The organism is Mesorhizobium sp. B2-4-12 (assembly GCF_006441575.1).
Classification (GTDB): domain Bacteria; phylum Pseudomonadota; class Alphaproteobacteria; order Rhizobiales; family Rhizobiaceae; genus Mesorhizobium.
In genome coordinates, this window is sequence record NZ_VFVC01000001.1 from 155,505 (window position 1) to 175,870 (window position 20,366).

Annotated in this window: 17 protein-coding genes; 11 read left to right on the forward strand and 6 right to left on the reverse strand. The window is 63.3% G+C overall.

Features of this window, described 5'->3' with window-relative positions; all coding sequences use genetic code 11:
- The first annotated feature begins 226 nt into the window (after positions 1-226).
- Positions 227-1,336, forward strand: a complete 1,110-nt coding sequence (locus FJ934_RS00775) for a TRAP transporter substrate-binding protein (protein ID WP_140606748.1) — start codon at positions 227-229, stop codon at positions 1,334-1,336.
- Between the two features lie 130 nt (positions 1,337-1,466).
- Here FJ934_RS00775 and FJ934_RS00780 read toward each other — a convergent pair whose 3' ends face one another.
- The 4 genes from FJ934_RS00780 to FJ934_RS00795 form a co-directional block, all read right to left on the reverse strand.
- Positions 1,467-2,495, reverse strand: coding sequence for a zinc-dependent alcohol dehydrogenase family protein (locus FJ934_RS00780; protein WP_140606749.1), 1,029 nt, complete (start codon positions 2,493-2,495; stop codon positions 1,467-1,469).
- Between the two features lie 13 nt (positions 2,496-2,508).
- Entirely contained in the window at positions 2,509-4,302 is a 1,794-nt protein-coding gene (locus FJ934_RS00785; RefSeq protein ID WP_181165461.1) for a TRAP transporter large permease subunit, read from the reverse strand.
- A complete protein-coding gene (locus tag FJ934_RS00790; RefSeq protein ID WP_140606751.1) occupies positions 4,299-4,901 on the reverse strand; it encodes a TRAP transporter small permease subunit in 603 nt (200 codons plus the stop codon). The genes FJ934_RS00785 and FJ934_RS00790 overlap by 4 nt, the downstream gene beginning before the upstream one ends.
- A gap of 179 nt (positions 4,902-5,080) precedes the next feature.
- The gene (locus tag FJ934_RS00795; protein ID WP_140606752.1) at positions 5,081-5,986 is read right to left on the reverse strand and encodes a branched-chain amino acid ABC transporter permease; all 906 of its coding nucleotides are present in this window, start codon (positions 5,984-5,986) and stop codon (positions 5,081-5,083) included.
- A gap of 207 nt (positions 5,987-6,193) precedes the next feature.
- On the opposite strand from FJ934_RS00795, the gene FJ934_RS00800 reads away from it, so the two are divergent.
- The 6 genes from FJ934_RS00800 to FJ934_RS00825 all read left to right on the forward strand — a co-directional run bounded on the left by FJ934_RS00800 (position 6,194) and on the right by FJ934_RS00825 (position 14,659).
- Positions 6,194-6,805 (forward strand): CGNR zinc finger domain-containing protein, encoded by a 612-nt coding sequence (locus FJ934_RS00800; RefSeq protein ID WP_140606753.1) that lies wholly within the window; start codon positions 6,194-6,196, stop codon positions 6,803-6,805.
- Positions 6,798-7,331, forward strand: coding sequence for a hypothetical protein (locus FJ934_RS00805; RefSeq protein ID WP_140606754.1), 534 nt, complete (start codon positions 6,798-6,800; stop codon positions 7,329-7,331). The genes FJ934_RS00800 and FJ934_RS00805 overlap by 8 nt, the downstream gene beginning before the upstream one ends.
- A gap of 217 nt (positions 7,332-7,548) precedes the next feature.
- Positions 7,549-11,028, forward strand: coding sequence for an indolepyruvate ferredoxin oxidoreductase family protein (locus tag FJ934_RS00810; RefSeq protein ID WP_140606755.1), 3,480 nt, complete (start codon positions 7,549-7,551; stop codon positions 11,026-11,028).
- Positions 11,029-11,119: 91 nt separating this feature from the next.
- Entirely contained in the window at positions 11,120-13,435 is a 2,316-nt protein-coding gene (locus FJ934_RS00815; protein ID WP_140606756.1) for an EAL domain-containing protein, read from the forward strand.
- Positions 13,436-13,596: 161 nt separating this feature from the next.
- Positions 13,597-14,352 carry a hypothetical protein gene (locus FJ934_RS00820; protein WP_348642476.1) on the forward strand — a complete coding sequence of 252 codons (756 nt, stop codon included), beginning with the start codon at positions 13,597-13,599 and terminating at the stop codon, positions 14,350-14,352.
- Positions 14,353-14,509: 157 nt separating this feature from the next.
- On the forward strand, positions 14,510-14,659 hold the full coding sequence (locus tag FJ934_RS00825) for a DUF3096 domain-containing protein (protein ID WP_140606758.1): 150 nt from the start codon (positions 14,510-14,512) through the stop codon (positions 14,657-14,659).
- Positions 14,660-14,668: 9 nt separating this feature from the next.
- Here the strand turns inward: FJ934_RS00825 and FJ934_RS00830 are convergent, their stop codons facing one another.
- The gene (locus FJ934_RS00830; RefSeq protein ID WP_140606759.1) at positions 14,669-15,484 is read right to left on the reverse strand and encodes an alpha/beta hydrolase; all 816 of its coding nucleotides are present in this window, start codon (positions 15,482-15,484) and stop codon (positions 14,669-14,671) included.
- 263 nt (positions 15,485-15,747) lie between these two features.
- Here FJ934_RS00830 and FJ934_RS00835 point away from each other — a divergent pair, with 263 nt between their 5' ends.
- The 4 genes from FJ934_RS00835 (at position 15,748) to FJ934_RS00850 (ending at position 19,166) form a co-directional block, all read left to right on the forward strand.
- Entirely contained in the window at positions 15,748-15,972 is a 225-nt protein-coding gene (locus FJ934_RS00835) for an aa3-type cytochrome c oxidase subunit IV (protein ID WP_140606760.1), read from the forward strand.
- 86 nt (positions 15,973-16,058) lie between these two features.
- Positions 16,059-17,342 (forward strand): Re/Si-specific NAD(P)(+) transhydrogenase subunit alpha, encoded by a 1,284-nt coding sequence (locus FJ934_RS00840; RefSeq protein ID WP_140606761.1) that lies wholly within the window; start codon positions 16,059-16,061, stop codon positions 17,340-17,342.
- On the forward strand, positions 17,339-17,767 hold the full coding sequence (locus FJ934_RS00845) for a proton-translocating transhydrogenase family protein (RefSeq protein WP_171026131.1): 429 nt from the start codon (positions 17,339-17,341) through the stop codon (positions 17,765-17,767). The genes FJ934_RS00840 and FJ934_RS00845 overlap by 4 nt, the downstream gene beginning before the upstream one ends.
- 1 nt (position 17,768) lies before the next feature.
- A complete protein-coding gene (locus tag FJ934_RS00850) occupies positions 17,769-19,166 on the forward strand; it encodes an NAD(P)(+) transhydrogenase (Re/Si-specific) subunit beta (RefSeq protein WP_140606762.1) in 1,398 nt (465 codons plus the stop codon).
- Between the two features lie 90 nt (positions 19,167-19,256).
- Here the strand turns inward: FJ934_RS00850 and FJ934_RS00855 are convergent, their stop codons facing one another.
- Positions 19,257-20,174, reverse strand: a complete 918-nt coding sequence (locus FJ934_RS00855) for a hypothetical protein (protein WP_140606763.1) — start codon at positions 20,172-20,174, stop codon at positions 19,257-19,259.
- Between the last annotated feature and the right edge of the window lie 192 nt (positions 20,175-20,366).

Here is a 20,366-nt window from a genome sequence, read left to right on the forward strand (position 1 = left end):
CCTCAAAATAGGCGATCCCCTGGCTTTTTTCCATGCCAAGTTTCAGCGTGTCGGATAGGCCAGCAGACAGCCCGTTAGACTATAGTGGCAAGGTCGCGCGCCTGCGCTGTCAAATCCCTCCGCTATGCTGGACTCGACTTCTTGCCCGTGTATTGTCTCGTCCCGACCGATCCGGATACGAAGCTTGTCCTCGGCATCGGTCTGTTGATCCAAAAGGGAGGACTTCATGGATCGTCGTTCGTTCATTCGCAAGGCCGGCGTGACCGGTGTCGGCGCCGCTGCGGCGGCGGCAACTCTGGCGGCACCGGCTATAGCCCAGTCCAATCCCAAGGTGACATGGCGGCTTGCGTCGTCGTTCCCGAAGTCGCTCGACACCATCTATGGCGGCGCCGAGGTGTTTTCCAAGATGCTGTCGGAAGCCACGGATGGCAATTTCCAGATCCAGGTCTTCGCCGCCGGCGAACTCGTACCCGGCTTGCAGGCCGCCGACGCCACCACGGCCGGCACGGTCGAGGCCTGCCACACGGTGGCATATTACTATTGGGGCAAGGATCCGACCTGGGCGCTGGGCGCGGCGGTCCCCTTCTCGCTCAACGCGCGCGGCATGAACGCCTGGCATTACCATGGCGGCGGCATCGACCTGTTCAACGAATTTCTCGCCACGCAAGGCCTGTTCGGCCTGCCGGGCGGCAACACCGGCGTGCAGATGGGCGGCTGGTTCCGCAAGGAGATCAACACCGTCGCCGACCTGTCAGGTCTCAAGATGCGCATTGGCGGCTTTGCCGGCAAGGTGGTGCAGAAACTCGGCGTCGTGCCGCAGCAGATCGCTGGCGGCGATATCTACCCGGCGCTGGAAAAAGGCACCATCGACGCCGCCGAATGGGTCGGCCCCTATGACGACGAGAAGCTCGGTTTCTACAAGGTCGCGCCCTATTACTATTATCCCGGCTGGTGGGAAGGCGGCCCGACCGTCCACCTGATGTTCAACAAGGCGAAATATGAAGAGCTTTCGCCGGCTTACAAATCGCTTCTGCGCACGGCGGCACAAGCCGCCGATGCCGAGATGCTGCAGAAATACGATTATGTGAATCCGCCGGCGGTGAAGCGGCTGGTGGCTGGCGGCGCGAAGCTGCGTCCGTTCAGTCAGGACATCATGTCCGCCTGTTTCGAGAAGGCGAACGAGGTCTATGCCGAGATGGAGGCCTCCAACGCGCCGTTCAAGAAGATCTGGGAATCGATCAAGGGCTTCCGCAAGGAGCACTATCTCTGGGCGCAAGTGGCGGAATACAATTACGACACGTTCATGATGGTGCAGCAACGCAACGGCAAGCTGTAGGTCGCGACCAGCCCCTTCTCCCCGTCACTATAACGGGGAGAAGGTCCCGGCAGGGGGATGAGGGGCGGCGCGACGTAGGGCAAAAGGCGAATTCCTACGTGCAGCGCCTCGTCGTCGAACGATCAGCGCCTCACCCTCGATAAGGCACCACCAGCACCTTCACTTCGCCCGGCGCGGGCGGATTGGCAATCACCGCCGGGGCCTCTTCAAGGGTGACGTGCCTGGAGATCAGCTGGTCGATCTCGATCGTGCCAGACGCGATAAGCTCGGCGGCGCGGCCGTGGGTGTAGGGATTGAGGAAGGAGCCCAGGACCTTCAGTTCGCGAAACAGCAGGTCGAAGGGCTCGAATTGCGCCTTCATGCCTTGCGGCACCACGCCGACGATAACCACCGTGCCGCCGGCTCTCGCGATCCGCATCGACTGCTCCACGGTGTCGCGCACCCCGGCGCATTCGAACACCACGTCGGCGCCGCCCGGCATCAGCCCCGTCGGCCCGGCAATGGCATCGATGACATCGGCGGCGGCGGGATCGACCGTCGCCGTTGCGCCGAGCCTCTCGGCAAGAGCGCGCCGCGAGGCCTGCCTTGTCGACAGAACGATCGTCGTGGCGCCTGCCAGCCGCGCCAGTTGCACGGTGAGCAGGCCGATCACGCCGCCACCGAGCACGACCACCGAACTGCCCGGCTTGATCTCGGCAAGGTCGACGCCATGCAGGCAGCAGCCAAGCGGCTCGCAGAACGCGCCATGTGTCGGCGGCAAACCGGCGGACAGGACAAAGGCCTGTTTCTGCGGCAGCACGACATAGTCGGAGAAACCGCCGTCGCGGTGGATACCGATGGCGTTGAGATTGCGGCAGAGATTGACCCGGCCGGCATGGCAATGCGGGCATCGACCGCAGGCGATGTTGGGGTCGCCGGTGACGCGGTCGCCGACGGCGAAACCGGAGACGGCAGGGCCGATCGCCTCGATGATGCCCGAAAATTCATGCCCGGGCGTTACAGGCGGTCGGCAGGGAAATTCGCCATGAAACAGATGCCTGTCGGTGCCGCAGACGCCGCAGGCCTCGATCCGCACCAGAAGCTCGTCCGGTCCCGGAACGGGCTTGGCGATCTCGCGCAGCGAGATGCTGCCCACCCCCTCCAGTCGCACTGCTTTCATGGCGTCGCCCCCATCAGTTGAAGCTCGGCGGCTGCGAAAGGTCCGGCGCCGGAGCGGCCGGCTTGGCTGGCGGCGTGTCACCGAAACTCGGCGGCTGTGACAAGTCGGGTGCCGCGGGCGTGGCCGGCGCCGTACCGCCATTGGCTGGCGCCGTACCGCCCGCCGGCGGCGAGCCGAGCGGCGACAGGCCGGGCGCTTCCGGTACCTTGTAGTCGATCACGCCGGGATCGACCGCCGAGCCCTTGTAGCGCATCACCATTTGCGGGAAGGCAATGGTCAGTCCGATCATGATCACCTGGATGCAGACGAACGGCACGGCTCCCCAATAGATCTGTCCGGTCGTCACCGGCGCGATCTGCTTGCCCGTGAGACGGTCGAGATAGGGCACGCGCGCTGCCACCGAGCGCAGGTAGAACAGCGCGAAGCCGAACGGCGGATGCATGAAACTGGTCTGCATGTTGACGCCCAGAAGCACGCCGAACCAGATCAGATCGATGCCGAGCTTGTCGGCTGCCGGCGCCAGCAGCGGCACGATGATGAAGGCCAGTTCGAAGAAATCGAGGAAGAAGGCGAGGAAGAAGACCAGGATGTTGACGCCGATCAGAAAGCCGACTTCGCCGCCCGGCAGCGAGGTGAGCAGATGCTCGACCCAGATCTGGCCGTTGACACCGTAGAAGGTCAGCGAGAACACGCGCGCCCCGATCAGGATGAACAGCACGAAGGATGACAGCCGGGTCGTCGAGGCAAGCGCTTGCTTGATCACGTCCAGCGACAGCCGGCCCTTGGCCGCTGCCATTGCCAGCGCTCCGACCGCGCCCATGGCGCCGCCCTCCGTCGGCGTGGCGATGCCGAGGAAGATGGTGCCGAGCACCAGGAAGATCAGGGCAAGCGGCGGAATGAGCACGATGACGACCTGCTGCGCCAGCCGCGACATCATGCCGATCTTCATGCTGCGATCGAGGACCGCGACGACGTAGATGAAGATGACGCCGATGGCCGCGCCGAGGATGTCCGCGTTGTCGCCATGCGCGGGTACCAGATAGCGGTAGGCCGCGTAGGCGATCGCCACGGCTGCCATCAGCGCGACCGCCAGCGACACCACACCATGGCCGAGTGTCCGTGCCTCGAGCGGCAGGGCCGGCATCGACTTTGGCCGGATGATCGACATGACCAGGATGTAGCTGGTGTAGAGGCCCGTCAGCACGAGGCCTGGGATCAGCGCGCCGGCATACATGTCGCCGACCGAGCGGCCGAGCTGGTCGGCGAGCACGATCAGCACCAGCGATGGCGGGATGATCTGGGCAAGCGTGCCCGATGCCGCGATGACACCGGATGCTACCCGGCGGTCGTACCCATAGCGCAGCATGATCGGCAGCGAGATCAGCCCCATGGCGATGACGGATGCCGCCACCACGCCGGTGGTCGCGGCCAGCAACGCACCGACGAAGATCACGGCGTAGGCGAGGCCGCCCCGGATCGGTCCGAACAGCTGGCCGATCGTGTCGAGCAGGTCCTCGGCCATGCCGGATCGTTCGAGCACGATGCCCATGAAGGTGAAGAACGGGATGGCCAGCAGCGTGTCGTTCGACATCACCCGGCTGCCGTAGAAATTGTCCGGAAGCGCATAGAGCAGCGGCCAGGCGAGGTTGATCGCACCGCCCGAATAGGGCGTCAAAAGCACGCCGATGAAGAAGAACAGCAGGCCATTTGCGGCGAGCGAAAAGGCAACGGGATAGCCGACCAGCATGAACAGGATCAGTGAGGCGAACATGATCGGGGCCATGTTCTGGGCGATGAACTCCATCACGAGCGCACCTCGCCAAGCGCCTTGGTCTCTTCCACGAGCGCCTTGGCTTCGAGTTCCGCCTGTTCATGCGCCGATATGAAGGGATTGGGATCCTCCATGGCCCCGCGCATGATGGCGATCTTCTTGATGATCTCGGAAACGCCCTGCAGCGCCAGCAGGAAGAAGCCGGCAAGCAGGATCGCTTTCGCCGGCCAGACGATCAGCCCGCCGGCATTGGTCGACATTTCGCCGCTGTGGAACGACAGCGATACGTAAGGCACGAAATAGAACACCATCAGCGTCACGAACGGCATCAGGAAGAAGACGTGGCCAAAGAGGTCGATCCAGTGCTGTACGCGCCGCGGGAACAGGCCGTAGACGATGTCGATGCGGATATGCTCGTTCTGCTTCAGCGTATAGGCGGCGGCCAGCATGAAGGCGGCGCCGAACAGGTACCATTGCAGCTCCAGCCAGGCGTTGGACGAGGTGTCGAACACCTTGCGGATGACGGCATTGGCGGCGCTGACCAGGATCGCCAGCAGGATCAGCCATGAAATCCACCGGCCGATGAACTCGTTGATACGGTCGATCGTCCTGGATAGAGCAAGAAGCCCTGCCATGCCTTCCTCCCTGATGGTGGTGACGCGCGATTCCCCTTCGTCGCGCCCCCTGGACCAACGGTATGCAGTGCGTGGTCCGGTTGGTCAACACGAGGAGCGAGGATGCGCCATGTCGATCCATACGGCATGGTGGAAAACCGTAGCCTGACGGAACGTCATGCAACCAAAGTCTGATGGGATCAGACGGCCTTGCCGGCGTCCCGGCCGGCGCCGACCAGGATCAGCATGGCCACCAGGAACAGGTACATCCAGGGATCGCGCCATTCGACCGGGAAATAGCCAGCCCATAGCGATTCGGCCATGCCGAAGACGGCTGCGCCGAGCGCGGCCCGTGGCGGCGACAGATAACCGCCGACCGCTGTCACAAAGAGGATTTTCAGGCCATAGACGAGGCCGGAGCCAAAGCCGACATTGCCATAGTAGAGACTGGCCATGACACCGGCCAGCGCGGCGCAGAAACCGCCAAACAGGACGGCGCGCCGGAATACGCCGCGCACGTCGATGCCGCACATGGCGGCAGCCCTTGGATCGTCGGAGACAGCGCGCCAGGATCGTCCGAAGTTGGAGCGGGCAAACGCCCAGGTGGCGAGTGCGACCGCCGCCAGGACCACCGCGCAGTCGAGCGTCTGGATCAGCGTCAGCGTCGCTTTGAAGCCGGAGCCTTCGGCGAAAACGATGGGCTGGGCCAACAATGGCGGCAGCCACAGATCATGCGTGTCGGCTGCGATGCGGCTCGCTTCAGACAGGACGAGCAGGATACCGAGCGTGGTCACCACGATGGCATTGGGCGAGCGGTCGGCCAACGGTTCGAAGACGCTCCGCGACAGCACATGGCTGATGAGCGCGGCATAGAGGAACGCGGCGAGGATGCCGAGCAGCACCGACGCCAACACTGTCAGCCATAGCACCTGGTAGCCGAAGGCGACGGTCAGGATCATGGCCTGGCCACAGAAGGCGAACAGCGCGCCATAGGCGAGGTTGGTGCGGTGCAGGATGCCGTTGGTCAGCACGTAGCCGAAGGCCAGCAATGCATAGAGCGCGCCTGAATGCAGCCCGTTCAGCACCTGCTGGAAGAAATAGAGCATGCAAAACCCTCAAAGCATGTCGCCCAAAAGTGCGAAGCGGTTTTTGGGACAACGACATGCTTAACGACAGGCGCATGTCGCCCAAAAGTGCGAAGCGATTTTGGACGACGTGCTCAAGACAAAAACGACGATACCATGCACGCCGGAGAGGTTTGCATCGCTGAATCTAACTTGTCAAATGCCATTTATCAGTTAGATTTTCGGACTATGACAGTTGCCTGGACCCCACACCGCTTCACGGGCGGCCTGCTTGCGCTCGACACGGCGAACACCGTCGTGCTGCGTGGCGATCCGCGGCGCACCTTCGATCGCTTCGAAGATCCCGCCGAAATCACGCGCTTTGCCGACGCGGCCAGCGGCTTTCGCGCCGCCGAGCTTGGCGGCAGGCGGCTGGCGGTGTCCTCGCCGGTCGCAGTCGCGCCCGTCGTGCTGTCGATCCGCGAGGCGACCGACCGGCTGTTTCGCGGCGCGGTGTCGAAGGGCGCGGTCGCTACGGCCGACCTGCCCGAATTCCTGCAGGCCTGTGCCGAGGGGCTGGCCGGCAGCCACACCGAGATCGGTGCGCCGGGAAGGCCCTTCGGGAGTCCCGCGACACCGATCGCCTTCGAGGCGGCGCTGGCGGTTTCAGCGCTTTCGCTGCTGCGTGACGACACGGTCGCGAGGCTCAGGATTTGTCCCAACTGCACCTGGCTGTTCGTCGACAGAAGCCGCAATTCCAGCCGCCTCTGGTGCGACATGGCGGTGTGCGGCAACCGCCAGAAGGCAAGTCGTCACTATCGCCGCCGCCGCATGGCGGCCAGTGAGGTCAAGGATGCCTAGAGGATTCTCACGTGTGATCGGTGCCGGCGCCATGCTGATTGCCGCCGTTGCGCTCGGCGCCTGTCGCGACACCGGCGGCGAAGGTAAGCTGTTCGAGGTTTCCGGCAAGATATTCGTCTTCAACTACCGTCTCGCCAGGGCCACCTATGTGGTGACGCTGCGGCCCCTGCAGCCGATGGGCGAGGGGCAGGTGGCGGTTGCCAGCTTCCAGAATCCCGCCGGCGGCGCGCCTTTCGTGGTCGAGCAGAAGGTCTGGCCGAAGCTCAACAAGGTCAGCCTGGAGAGCCCGGCGCTGACCTGCATCGTCAAGAACAAGCCCTATGCCATCGCCATCACCATCAGGAGTGCCGACGGGACGGTCCTGCAGAAGATCGACACCACGCTGATGTCGACGGAAGACCAGTCGATCCTGCCCGACCGGCCGCTGGTCATCGACCAGCTCTATACGGCCAATCCCGACCTTGCCGGCCATCCCGACGGCAAACTGCCGGGTGAGCCGAAGCCGGATTGCTCGAAAGCCGGCTGATATCCTCTGACGACATCGATTTTATCTGAAATTTTCGTGCGCCGTGGCCTTGCCAAGGCGGGGTTTCGTGCGCGGCCCAGCGCCTGGCGGACCGTTTGTTGCGCGTTGCCTGGCCTCTTCGATTTTGTTTGACCTGCCTTGCAAGGGGAGAAAGGATGCGTCATCCGATCCCGACGTTGGCTGCTGCCCCGCGCGGCCTTCGCAGAGGAAATGCCTGATGACGCTGCATGATGTCGTGCTCGACGACAAGTTCGACCTCGGGAAGGAGCGCATCTTCCTGTCCGGCGCGCAGGCGGTCATCCGCTTGCTCCTGATGCAGCGTGAGCGCGACCGCCGCGCTGGTCTCAACACCGCCGGTTTCGTTTCCGGCTATCGCGGTTCGCCGCTCGGCGGCCTCGACATGCAGCTGTGGAAGGCGAAGAAGCAACTTGCCGGGGCCGATATCGTCTTCCAGCCCGGCCTCAACGAAGAGCTTGCCGCCACCGCGTGCTGGGGATCGCAGCAGACGGAATTGCTGGGCGAGGGCACCCATGATGGTGTCTTTTCGGTCTGGTACGGCAAGGGGCCGGGCGTCGATCGTTCAGGCGACGTGTTCCGCCACGCCAATCTCGCTGGTTCGTCGAAGCATGGCGGCGTGCTCGCGCTCATGGGCGACGACCATATGGCCGAATCCTCGACCAATGCGCATGCCACCGAGTTCCTGTTCGTCGACGCCATGGTGCCGATCCTCAATCCGGCTGGGGTCCAGGAGATCATCGATTACGGCCTCTATGGCTTTGCCATGTCGCGTTTCGCCGGCACCTGGGCGGCGATCAAATGCGTCAAGGACAACATCGAATCGACGGCCTCTGTCGATGCTTCGCTCGAGCGGTTGAACATCGTCGTGCCGGAGTTCGACATGCCGCCGGGCGGCCTCAACATCCGCCACGAAATCGACATGCTCGGCCAGGAGGAGCGGCTGCACGAATACAAGCGCGCAGCCGCCTCCGCCTTCATCCATGCCAACGGGTTGAACCGCATCGTCTATTCGGGTGGCCGCAACCCGAAGCTCGGCATCATTACGCTGGGCAAGAGCTATCTCGATGTCCGCCAGGCGCTGGAGGATATCGGAATCGACGAGGCGGCCGCCAACCGCATCGGCGTGCGGCTGTTCAAGGTCGGCTGCCCCTGGCCGCTGGACCTGCATCATATTGCGGAGTTTGCACGCGGCCTCGACACCATCATCGTCGTCGAGGAGAAGCGCTCGCTGATCGAGGTGCAGCTGCGCGAAGGCCTCTACGGCACCGCCTCGCAGCCGGTTATCGTCGGCAAGAAAGACGAGCGCGGCGACTGGCTGTTCCCGGCCAAGGGCGCGCTCGACCCCAACGAGATCGCGATTGCCCTTGGCGAGAGGATCGTCAAAACCATCGGTGCGTCCGAAGAGATCTCGGCGCGGGTGGCGAAGCTGCGTCAGTTCCAGGCGATGCTGGCGGACGCCACCGATATCGGTTCGCGTACGCCTTTCTTCTGTTCCGGCTGTCCGCACAATTCCTCGACCAAGGTGCCGGACGGCTCGATCGCCGCCGCCGGCATCGGCTGCCATTTCATGGCGCTGTGGATGGACCGCAACACCCTGGGTTTCACGGCCATGGGCGGAGAGGGCGCGCAATGGGTTGGTCAGGCACCGTTCTCCAAGCGTGACCACATCTTCCAGAATCTCGGCGACGGCACCTACAACCATTCCGGTACGCTGGCGATCCGCTTTGCGCTGTCGAGCGAAGCCAACATCACCTACAAGATCCTCTATAACGACGCTGTCGCCATGACCGGCGGCCAGCCGCATGAGGGCGGCCTGACGGTGGACATGATCGCCAGGCAGGTGCGGGCCGAAGGCGTCGACCGCATCGCCATCGTCACCGACGAGCCCGACAAATATGCCGGCAAGGCCGAATTCCCGGCTGGTGCCACCATTCACCACCGCGACGACCTTGATCTAGTCCAGCGCGAGCTGCGCGGCGTCAAGGGCGTATCGATCCTGCTCTACGACCAGACCTGTGCCGCCGAAAAGCGCCGCCGCCGCAAGCGCGGCACCTTTCCTGACCCCGACAAGCGCGTCTTCATCAACGAATTGGTCTGTGAAGGCTGCGGCGATTGCGGCGTGCAGTCGAACTGCGTCTCCATCCAGCCGGTCGAGACCGAATTCGGCCGCAAGCGCAAGATCGACCAGTCGAGCTGCAACAAGGATTTCTCTTGCATCAACGGCTTCTGCCCGTCCTTCGTCACCGTGCACGGCGCCAAGATCCGCAAGGCCGAAGGATTGGCCGGCAAGACCGATCCGCTCGACGGCGTGCCCATGCCCACCGAATTCCCGCTGGGCGCAGAGGGCTGGGCAGCGATCATCGACGGTGTCGGCGGCACCGGCGTCGTCACCGTAGGTGCCGTGCTCGGCATGGCGGCCCACCTCGAGGACAAAGGCTGCGGCATGATCGACATGGCCGGCCTTGCCCAGAAGGGCGGCTCGGTGTTCACCCACGTCCGCATCGCCCGCACGCCGGACGACATCCATGCCATCCGCGTCTCCGCGGGCAAGGCCGATCTCGTGCTTGGCTGCGATCTCGTCGTGTCGGGCGCCAAGAAAGTGCTGACGGCTGTCCGCGAAGGACATACGATCTTCCTCGCCAACACCGCCGAGATCATGCCTGGCGAGTTTGCCCGGTCGGCCGATTTCTCCTTGCCGGTCGAACGGCTGAAGAAGGCGATCCGTGCCGCCGCCGGCGACGAGAAGGCGCATTTCTTCGACGCCACACGCACCGCCACCACCCTGTTCGGCAATTCGCTCGGCGCCAACATGTTCATGCTTGGCTTTGCCTTTCAGCATGGCGGCCTGCCGTTGTCGGCGGAAGCCATTGAAAAGGCGATCGAATTGAATGGCGAAGCGGTGGCGATGAACATCGCCGCCTTCCGCTGGGGCCGCCGCGCCGCACACCAGCCGGATTTTGTGCGCGGTCTCATCACCAAGCCCGGCAAGGTGACGCAGGCAGCTGCGATTGCCGAGACGCTGGACGAGATCATTGCCCGCCGTGTCACCTTCCTGACTGGGTATCAGAACGCCGCCTACGGCAAGCGTTATGCCGACAGGATTTCGGCACTGCGGGCGGCCGAAACGAAGGCCATACCGGGTTCGACCGTTGTGACCGCGGCGGCCGCCAAAAGTCTGTTCAAGCTGATGGCGATCAAGGACGAATACGAGGTGGCGCGGCTCTATACCGACGGCTCCTTCGCCGCCGAGCTTGGAAAGCAGTTCCAGAGCTACGAGAAACTCGAATTCCATCTCGCGCCACCGATCATGGGGCGGCGCGGCAATGACGGCAAACCGAGGAAATCGAGCTTCGGCCCATGGATGATGAAGGGTTTTCGCCTGCTTGCGGCGATGAAGGGGCTGCGTGGCACCGCTTTCGACCCGTTCGGGTACACCGGCGAACGGCGCATGGAACGGCAATTGCTGGCTCAATATGAGGCCGACCTGGAATTGGTCGCCAGGTCGCTGGCGCCGGGCAAGGCCGAGGCGGCGGTCGCCCTCGTTTCGGTCCCCGCGCTCATCCGTGGCTACGGCCATGTCCGGCAAGCCAGTGCCGAAAGGGCCGCAGGCGAGCGTCAAAGGCTGCTCGAACGCTTGGCGGCGGCGCCGGCAAGGCCCAAGCTTCAGGCCGCGGAATGATCCAAAAAGCGCCTAAAATCAGGCGTTTCAGCCCAGGCTAAAGGTTTTTTAATGGGACTATGCCAAGGCTGGGGCTCATTGGGCGCCAGTAATGGGCAAAACAAAAACCGATAACATCCCAGTGGATGTTTATATCCAGTTTGTGCGCTCGTTGTTCGACAACGCGCATATGCTGGTCATCGGCGCGCTTTGCCACGCTGTAATCAGCCTCATGGTCTACTGGCGCAACGGCCAGCCTATTTTCCTGGCTCTGGCCGGCGCGCTGCTCGGCATCGGCGTCTGGCGCTACTTCAGCCTGCGGCGGTTCCATCGCTCGGGCGGCGAGATGCGCGACGCCGCCGATGCAACGAAGTGGGAGCGCGAATACATCCTGAAGGGCAGCCTTCAAGGGCTGTTGCTGGGGTTCTTTTGCTTCATTTCCATCTATGTCTACTCGGACTCCTATGCCGAGATCGGGGCGCTTTCGGTAACGCTGGCCTCCCTGGTGACTGTGGTCGGCCGAAATTACGGCTCGCCTCGCATGGTCATGATCTTCGCGGTCACCTTCGTCGGGCCGATCGCCGCGGCACTCATCCTCAGGTTCGACATCCCCTACGTCGTGCTTGGCCTGCTGATCATCCCCTTCATGTTCATCATCAAGGGCAGCGCCGACCATGTCCGCAACGTGCTGTTTTCGGCCGTCGTCGGGCACAAGCAGGCGAGGCAGATCGCGCAGCGCTTCAACCGCGCCCTCAACACCATGTCGCATGGCCTGGTCATGCTCGGGCCCGACGGCAAGGTGGTCGTCGGCAATGCCGAGGCTGCCCGTCTGATGTCGCTCAAATCGCCGGACCAACTGCTGGGACGGTCGATTCATTCACTGCTGCTGCGCGGCGTTGCCGGCGGCATGCTGGCGCCGAAGGACTGCCGCTATGTCGAGGCGCAGCTGACGCGTGCGCTGCGCGAGGGCCGCGACCGCAAGGTGCTGGTTTCCTTTTCCAACGGTCAGCACTTTGAATTCTCTGCCCGCGAAGGCAACCAGGAATTGGGCGTCATCACTTTTGAAGACGTCACGGCGCGTGTCGAGGCGGAGGACAAGATCCGTTTCATGGCGCGCTACGACAACCTCACCGGGCTGCCAAACCGCGCCTATTTCCATGAGCTGGTCGGCGAATCGATGGCTTCCGGCGAGCGTGATCGCCTGTGCGGCCTGGCCGTGGTCGACCTTGACGATTTCAAGAGCGTCAATGACACCCTCGGCCATCCCGTCGGCGATGGCCTGATCTATGCCGTCGCCGAGCGGCTCGCGGCCATCGCCGGGCGCGGCATTACCGTCAGCCGTTTCGGTGGTGACGAATTCATGATGTTCTTCGACCGCATCGAGGACGAAAGCCACCTGGCCAGCCTGCTCGACCAGATTTTCGCCGACCTGCAGGGTGAGGTCGACGTCGCGGGTCATGGGTTGCGGATCCAGGCCAGTGCCGGCGCGGTGCTGTCCAAAGTCGATGAAACCGATGTCGACGCCATGATCGTCAAGGCGGACCTGGCGCTTTACAAGGCCAAGGAGCTCGGCAAGAACGGCTGGCGACTGTTCGAGGCCGCCATGGATGCCGCGTTCCGCAACCGTCAGCTGATGAAGGCGGATTTGCGCACCGCCGTGGAAGGCAAGGGCCTGCGGGTCGTCTACCAGCCGATCGTGGCGATGAACACCATGCGCATCGCCAGCTGCGAGGCGCTGTGCCGCTGGGACCATCCCGATCTCGGGCCGATTTCGCCTAGCGTCTTCATTCCGCTGGCCGAGGAGATGGGCATCATCTCCGAGATCAGCACCTTCGTACTCCAGGCGGCCTGCGCCGAATGCGCCAAGTGGCCCGACCAGACCAGCGTCTCGGTCAATCTTTCCGCCAGGGATTTCCGCAACGGCGACATCATCCGCAAGGTGCGCGATGCGCTTGACTCTTCCGGGCTCGCCGCCGGCCGGCTCGAGATCGAAGTCACCGAAACCGCCCTGCTCGACGACAAGTCCCTGACGCGCCAATATATCGAGGAACTGAAACACCTCGGCGTGCGCATCGCCCTCGACGATTTCGGCACCGGCTATTCAAGCCTGAGCTACCTCCACAAGCTGCCGCTCGACAAGATCAAGATCGACCGGTCGTTCGTGATGGACGTCACCCAGAATCCACGGTCGCTCGAGCTGTTGAAGGGCGTCGTCAACCTGACCCGTATCCTGGGTCTCACCGTCACCATCGAAGGCGTGGAGACGTTCGAGCAGCTCAAGATCCTGCTGCATTCGGTGAAGCCGGATCTTGTCCAAGGCTTCCTGTTCGGCGCGGCGCTCAGCGCGTCGGGCATCGAAGCCATGTCCAATGCGACCTGGCCCTTCGCTGCGGAATTGCAGCCGGCTGCAAAGCGCGCCGCCACCTGAAATCCAGCCATCGAGCCCTGCTTCTCCCCGTATGTGCAATTTACCATTTGTTAACGTTAATTTAGGGTAAACGAAAACGCTCGGAATTTTGCTTCTGGTTTCCACTGTGCTTCGCTATTGTCGTTGTGCGGCAGTGCGAGGACAAAATGGAAAACAAGTTGTTGGATAAACCCGTTGCGGCGGCTACGGGCAGGGACAAGAATCGCCCCTCGGTCTTCTCAGATCACATCATGGATATGCTGGAGCATGTGGAGTATCGCCTTTGCGATGGCGCCGAGGATCTTGAGGCGATCTACAGGCTTCGCTACAACTCCTATATTCACGCCGGCATGGTGAAGCCGGATGCCTCCCGCATGGTGAAAGACGACTTCGACGACCTGCCCAATTCCTATCGCTTTGGCGTTTTCTTCGATGGCGCACTCGTCAGCACCATCAGAATCCACTACGCCAGCGCAAGATGTCCTGTCTCACCCAGCACCGATGTCTTCGGCGATGTGCTGGCGCGGCGCCTGGCGGCTGGCGAGACTTTCGTCGACCCGAGCCGGTTCGCTGCCGATCTCGAGTGGTCCAGCAGTCTGCGCGTGCTGCCGTATGTCACCCTCAGGCTGGCGGTGGTTGCTTGCAGCCATTTCAAGCCGACCTATTGCCTGACGGCGATCAAGGAAGAGCATTCGGCCTTCTATCATCGCATCTTCCGGTCGGAGCAGGCGGTGCCTCCGCGAAATTATCCCGGACTTACCGTGCCCGTGCATCTGTTCCAGTCGAAATGCTCCGAGAACATGCAGGCGACGCTGGATCGCTTTCCATTCTTCAACTCCACGGCATTCGAGCAACGCATGCTGTTCCAACGTCCCAAGAGAGGCGAATTGGCGCCGCTCACCATCTTGCCCACCGCCAAGTATTTCGAAGCCGCCTGACGCGGTCTTCAGGCCGCTTGCCTCCCGCATGCCGGCGGCTCGGCCGGGCCGCTTTTTGGCCAGCGTGGATCACGATGGAGCTTTCCAGGCCTGATAGCGTTGTAGGTTGCGGCACCACCGCAAGTTGGTGGCCATCGCCTCAGGAAAGGACCAGGACATGCATATTTCCCAGCTCGCGCTCACGCCGCTTATCTCGCTGATCGCCGGCGTGCTGATCCTCATCATGCCACGGCTGTTGAACTACATCGTCGCGCTCTACCTGATCGTCGTTGGACTGCTCGGGCTCTTCCCGCACCTTGCCAGCTGAAGCAAGCTGTCAGCCGGCGAAGAAGCGCAGGGCTGCGCCGATGATCGCCTCCGGTGCGTCTTCCTGCATGAGATGGCCGGAACCTGGAACAAGCGTCAAGGTGCAATCCGGCAGCATGGCCGCGAGTTTCGCGCCGCTGTCCGGTGATATCCAGTGGTCTTCCTCTCCCCACAGCAAGCTCACCGGGCAGCGGACGTTCTGGTAAAGCGGTTCGACCTCGTCGGTGAAGCGCTGGTCCATCTGCGCGATCTGACGATAGAAGGCCGGCTGGCCAATCGGGCCTCTCCACGGTGCGATGTAGGGTTCCAGGTCAAGGTCCGACAAAGGCCTGGCCGCGGCGCCCAAAACATACGCTTTCAGGATCGCCACCTGTATGTAGTCCGGCGCTCCGGCGAAGGCAGCCTCATGCTGCCGGACATGCTGGACAAAGGACGAGCCCCAAGGCCGCACCGCCACCGGATCGATCAGCAGCAATCTGTCATAGTCGCAGCCGTCGATCAGATGTGCGCGCAACGCCGTGGCGCCGCCGAAATCATGGGCGACGATTTTGGGCCGGTCGAGCCTCCAGAAGGCCAGCATCGCCGTCAGCGCCTTGTTCTGGATGCCCAGCGAAACATCCTGGCCTTCCCGTTTCTCGGATCGCCCATATCCGGGAAGATCATAGAAATACAGCGTATGGTCGCGCGCCAGTTCCGGTGCGACGCGATGCCAGACATGCGAGGAGAACGGCGTACCATGCATGAGCACGATCGGAGGACCAGAGCCGGCAGTCCCCCACGCGATGGTCGCGCCGTTCCAGTCAAGTGTCTGTCTGGGGGTGATCATGGCGCTTCAACCTGGGAGTGTTCATCCGGCGACGATAATCCATCGCGACGCCCTCAAAAACCGCCAAATTCTCACAGCTGGTTCAACGGGATTCACACATGATGCCGACGGCCGGTGACGGCAGAGCGCCCAGGCAAGGGATCGGCCGGCAATCTTCAACTTTCCCTTGAGGCAGTTATCGGCCCCAATGCGGCAATAGCGCCATTGCTCTCCGCCCGGCTTTTCGCTATGTGCCTGAAAGATGTCTTCGAAGGGGTATTCCTATGGCTGATCATACGCCGACCGGTCCTGTAGAGCTGGGCGCGAAGATGGACTATGCCGAGCATGACCGTACCTATGCGGGCTTTCTCATGCTGGCCAAATACGGATCGCTTTTCTGCCTTGGCCTTCTCATCGCGATGGCTTTCGGCTTCTTCGCGGGCGGCTTCTTCTCGGCGACCATCCTGTTCATCCTGATCATGGCCGTCGGCGCCTTCATTCTGCGGTAGACTTTCCAAAACCCTCTTGCCTTGACGTCGCCGGACGCTCCGGCCGACAGTTTGCGCAGACAGGTTCCAGCCGAAAGGATCATGCGGTGGGACAGACGGTTTTCATCCCTCGTGAGCTCGATGCGAACGAGCCGCGTGTCGCGGCCTCGCCCGATACGGTGAAACGGCTGGCGGGGCTGGGCTTCGATGTGATTGTCGAAACCGGCGCCGGTACCAGGTCGCGCATCCCCGACGAAGAGTTTGCCAAGGCAGGGGCTGCCGTCGGCAAGGCCGAGGATGTCGCCAGGGCCGATGTCGTGCTGAAGGTTCGCCGGCCGACGGATGCCGAGCTGAAGAGCTACAAATCCGGCTCCGCCGTCATCGCCATCATGGATCCCTACGGCAATGATGCCGCTGTCGCCGCCCTGGCCAGGGCCGGCGTCACCGCCTTCTCGATGGAGTTCATGCCGCGCATCACCCGGGCGCAATCGATGGACGTTTTGTCCTCGCAGGCCAATCTTGCCGGCTACCAGGCGGTGATCGACGGCGCCTCGGAATATGATCGCGCCTTGCCGATGATGATGACGGCGGCAGGCACGGTGCCGGCGGCGAAAGTCTTCATCATGGGCGTCGGCGTCGCCGGCCTTCAGGCGATCGCCACCGCGCGCCGCCTCGGTGCGGTCGTCACCGCCACCGACGTGCGCCCCGCCGCCAAGGAACAGGTCGCATCGCTCGGCGCAAAATTCCTGGCCGTCGAGGACGACGAGTTCAAGGCCGCCGAAACCGCCGGCGGCTATGCCAAGGAAATGTCCAAGGAATACCAGGCCAAGCAGGCCGCGCTCACCGCCGAGCACATCGCCAAGCAGGACATCGTCATCACCACCGCGCTTATCCCCGGCCGGCCGGCGCCGAAGCTGGTGTCGGCGGCGATGGTCGCCTCGATGAAGCCGGGCTCGGTGCTCGTCGATCTCGCCGTCGAGCGCGGCGGCAATGTCGAGGGCGCCGAAGCCGGCAAGGTGGTGACCACGGCCAACGGGGTCAAGATCGTCGGCCACCTCAATGTGCCCGGCCGCGTCGCCGCCTCCGCCTCGCTGCTCTATGCCAGGAACCTGTTCGCCTTCCTCGAGACGCTTGTCGACAAGACGAGCAAGACGCTCGCCATCAAACGCGACGATGAACTGGTCAAGGCAACGATGCTGACCGACGGCGGCAAGGTGGTCCATCCGGCCTTCGCCAAGGCCGACCAGCAGCCTTATGTCGAGCCGGCCGCGATCCCCGCCACGACCGTGGTCGCCGACGCTTCGGCATCGCCGAAAAAGTCCGCACCCGGGAAAACCACCGCTTCCAAGTCGCCCGCGTCCAAGTCGCCCAAGTCGAAAGGCACAGCGTGATGGATCAGACCCTGCAAAAAGCCCTCGACCAGCTCGACCAGGCAAGTGCTGCCGTCCGACTGGCGGTGCAGAACCTGGCAAACGCTCCAGGCGGCGCCGATGCGGCGGGTAATGCCGCGCACGCACTCTCCGGCGGCGCCATCGACCCCTTCGTCTTCCGCTTCGCCATCTTCGTGCTGGCGATCTTCGTCGGCTACTACGTCGTCTGGTCGGTGACGCCGGCGCTGCACACGCCGCTGATGGCTGTGACCAACGCCATCTCGTCGGTCATCGTCGTCGGCGCGCTGCTTGCTGTCGGCATCGCCGCTTCCGGCGTTGCCGCCGGTTTCGGCTTCGTCGCGCTGATGCTGGTCTCGGTCAACATCTTCGGCGGCTTCCTCGTCACCCAGCGCATGCTGGCCATGTACAAGAAGAAGGACAAGTGACGTGACCGTCAATCTCGCTTCCTTCCTCTATCTGGTCTCAGGCATCCTGTTCATTCTGGCGCTGCGCGGCTTGTCGCACCCGACCACCAGCCGCCAGGGCAACCTCTACGGCATGATCGGCATGGGCATCGCCATCGCCACCACGCTGGCGCTGGCAACCCCTTCCGCCGGCCGCTTTGGCCTCATCGTGCTCGGCCTTGCCATCGGCGGCGGTGTCGGCGCCGTTACCGCGCGCCGCATCGCCATGACCTCGATGCCGCAGCTGGTCGCCGCCTTCCACTCGCTCGTCGGCCTCGCCGCCGTCATGGTGGCGGCCGCGGCGATCTATGCACCGGAAAGCTTCGGCATCGGCACGGCAGGCGATATCCATGCCCAGGCGCTGGTCGAGATGAGCCTGGGTGTGGCTATCGGCGCCATCACCTTCACGGGCTCGGTCATCGCCTTCCTCAAGCTCGATGGCCGCATGTCCGGCAAGCCGATCATGATCGGCGGCCGCCATTTCATCAACGCCGCACTCGGCATAGCGCTGATCGTGCTGATCGTGCTTCTGGTCACCACGGAATCGAAGCTGGTCTTCTGGCTGATCGTCGCCGCCTCGCTGGTACTGGGCGTGCTGCTGATCATCCCGATCGGCGGCGCCGACATGCCCGTCGTCGTGTCGATGCTGAATTCTTACTCGGGCTGGGCCGCTGCGGCGCTCGGCTTTACGCTGGGCAATCTGGCGCTGATCATCACCGGTGCGCTGGTCGGTTCGTCCGGCGCGATCCTGTCCTACATCATGTGCAAGGGCATGAACCGGTCCTTTATCTCGGTCATCCTCGGCGGCTTCGGCGGCGAGACGGCGGCGGCAGCTGACGACGGCATCGAGCGCACGGTCAAGCAGGGTTCGGCCGACGACGCCGCCTACCTGATGATGAACGCGCAGAAGGTGATCATCGTGCCCGGCTACGGCATGGCGGTCGCACAGGCGCAGCACGCGCTGCGTGAAATGGCCGACAAGCTCAAGGCCAATGGCGTCGACGTCAAATACGCCATCCACCCGGTCGCCGGCCGCATGCCCGGCCACATGAACGTGCTGCTCGCCGAGGCCAACGTGCCTTACGACGAGGTGTTCGAATTGGAGGATATCAACTCCGAATTCGCGCAGGCTGACGTCGCCTATGTCATCGGCGCCAACGACGTCACCAACCCGTCCGCGCGCGACGACAAGTCGTCGCCCATCTACGGCATGCCGATCCTTGATGTCGACAAGGCGCGCACCTGTCTGTTCGTCAAGCGCTCGCTCGGCTCCGGCTATGCCGGCATCGACAACACGCTGTTCTACAAGGACGGCACCATGATGCTGCTCGGCGACGCCAAGAAGATGACAGAAGAGATCGTCAAGGCCATGGATCACTGATCTCAGGCGAACGGCGAGAGCCACAACCATATCCAAGAAAAGCCCGGCTCGACGCCGGGCTTTTCTCTTGTCTAGGTTGAGAATGGATGCTCAGCGGCTGGTCAGGAAAACCGCTTCCTCTTCGTCGCGCTGCCTGCCGCCCAAAGCCGCCGCAGCGCTGGCGATGAAGGCGCCGACAACCAGCGACAACGCTCCCAGAAGCGCGAAGGTGGCACTTGCCTTCCTGGCGGTGTCCGCCGCCTGCTTGGCCTTGACCTTGGCGTCCTGGGCCTTCGCCAGGATCGCATCGACCCTTGCCTTGGCGTCGGCCTCGGACAGGCCGGTGCGGGCCGCGACCAGCTGCGACAGGTAGGTTTTGTCGTCGGCCGAAATTTCGCCCGCCGCGGCGCTGGCGATCAGGATGCGCGACGCCTGCGATGCGGCGGCCGCGTCGTTTTGCGGATTGGTGGCGGCGAGCTTGCTCGGATCGGCCGGGCGGAACAGCGAATCCACGAAATAGGAGGTCGCATTGTCGGCGGATGCCGAGCCGGCATTGCCGGCGGCGCCGGCCGATGCACCCATCGCGGCACCCGATACCACCGTTGACGCTGCCTGCACGCCCGAGCCCAGTATCGAGGTCAGCGCCGAGCCGAGCACCCCGACGACGAGCAGCGTTGCCAGTGCCCAGGCCAGGAATCCGTGTGCGGTGTCACGAAAGAACACCTCGTCCGTGTGGATATCGACCCATTTGGTGCGCATCCGTCCCGCGAGATAGCCGCCGACACCCGATGACAGCCATTGCACCACGACCAGCCAGATTGCGCTCGAGACCGCGAAAGTGGTGATCGAGGCGCCTGAGCCAGACCAAGGCGAAACCATGGTCAGCCCCAGCCCGGAGCCGAGCAGCATCAACATGAAGCTCAACGTCGATGCCGCGAAAGCACCGGCGATGATCGGACCCCAGCCGATCGCCGAGGCGGAGGATTCGGTTGAAACGGGAACATCGACAGCCGACAGGGTGGACTGCATGACGGCCCCCTATCGCGCGAACAGCATGATGAGGATGATGATCGGGATAGGAACCCCAAGCAACCAGAGCAGAATGCCGCGACCCATGAATGCCTCCTGAGAAATCGTGATCGATGGTGTCACAATGTCCCGGATGGTCTTCCGTTCCAGTGGCTTATGAAATGTTTGGTTGGCGTCCGAGAGAGGATCGGC

Excerpts from the sequence above, each read along its gene's own strand:
- FJ934_RS00800 (WP_140606753.1), top strand. The coding sequence starts at position 6,194 with ATGACAGTTGCCTGGACCCCACACCGCTTCACGGGCGGCCTGCTTGCG.
- FJ934_RS00815 (WP_140606756.1), top strand. The coding sequence starts at position 11,120 with ATGGGCAAAACAAAAACCGATAACATCCCAGTGGATGTTTATATCCAG.
- FJ934_RS00835 (WP_140606760.1), top strand. The coding sequence starts at position 15,748 with ATGGCTGATCATACGCCGACCGGTCCTGTAGAGCTGGGCGCGAAGATG.
- FJ934_RS00855 (WP_140606763.1), bottom strand. The coding sequence starts at position 20,174 with ATGCAGTCCACCCTGTCGGCTGTCGATGTTCCCGTTTCAACCGAATCC.
- FJ934_RS00810 (WP_140606755.1), top strand. The coding sequence starts at position 7,549 with ATGACGCTGCATGATGTCGTGCTCGACGACAAGTTCGACCTCGGGAAG.
- FJ934_RS00795 (WP_140606752.1), bottom strand. The coding sequence starts at position 5,986 with ATGCTCTATTTCTTCCAGCAGGTGCTGAACGGGCTGCATTCAGGCGCG.
- FJ934_RS00805 (WP_140606754.1), top strand. The coding sequence starts at position 6,798 with ATGCCTAGAGGATTCTCACGTGTGATCGGTGCCGGCGCCATGCTGATT.
- FJ934_RS00825 (WP_140606758.1), top strand. The coding sequence starts at position 14,510 with ATGCATATTTCCCAGCTCGCGCTCACGCCGCTTATCTCGCTGATCGCC.
- FJ934_RS00830 (WP_140606759.1), bottom strand. The coding sequence starts at position 15,484 with ATGATCACCCCCAGACAGACACTTGACTGGAACGGCGCGACCATCGCG.
- FJ934_RS00780 (WP_140606749.1), bottom strand. The coding sequence starts at position 2,495 with ATGAAAGCAGTGCGACTGGAGGGGGTGGGCAGCATCTCGCTGCGCGAG.
- FJ934_RS00775 (WP_140606748.1), top strand. The coding sequence starts at position 227 with ATGGATCGTCGTTCGTTCATTCGCAAGGCCGGCGTGACCGGTGTCGGC.
- FJ934_RS00790 (WP_140606751.1), bottom strand. The coding sequence starts at position 4,901 with ATGGCAGGGCTTCTTGCTCTATCCAGGACGATCGACCGTATCAACGAG.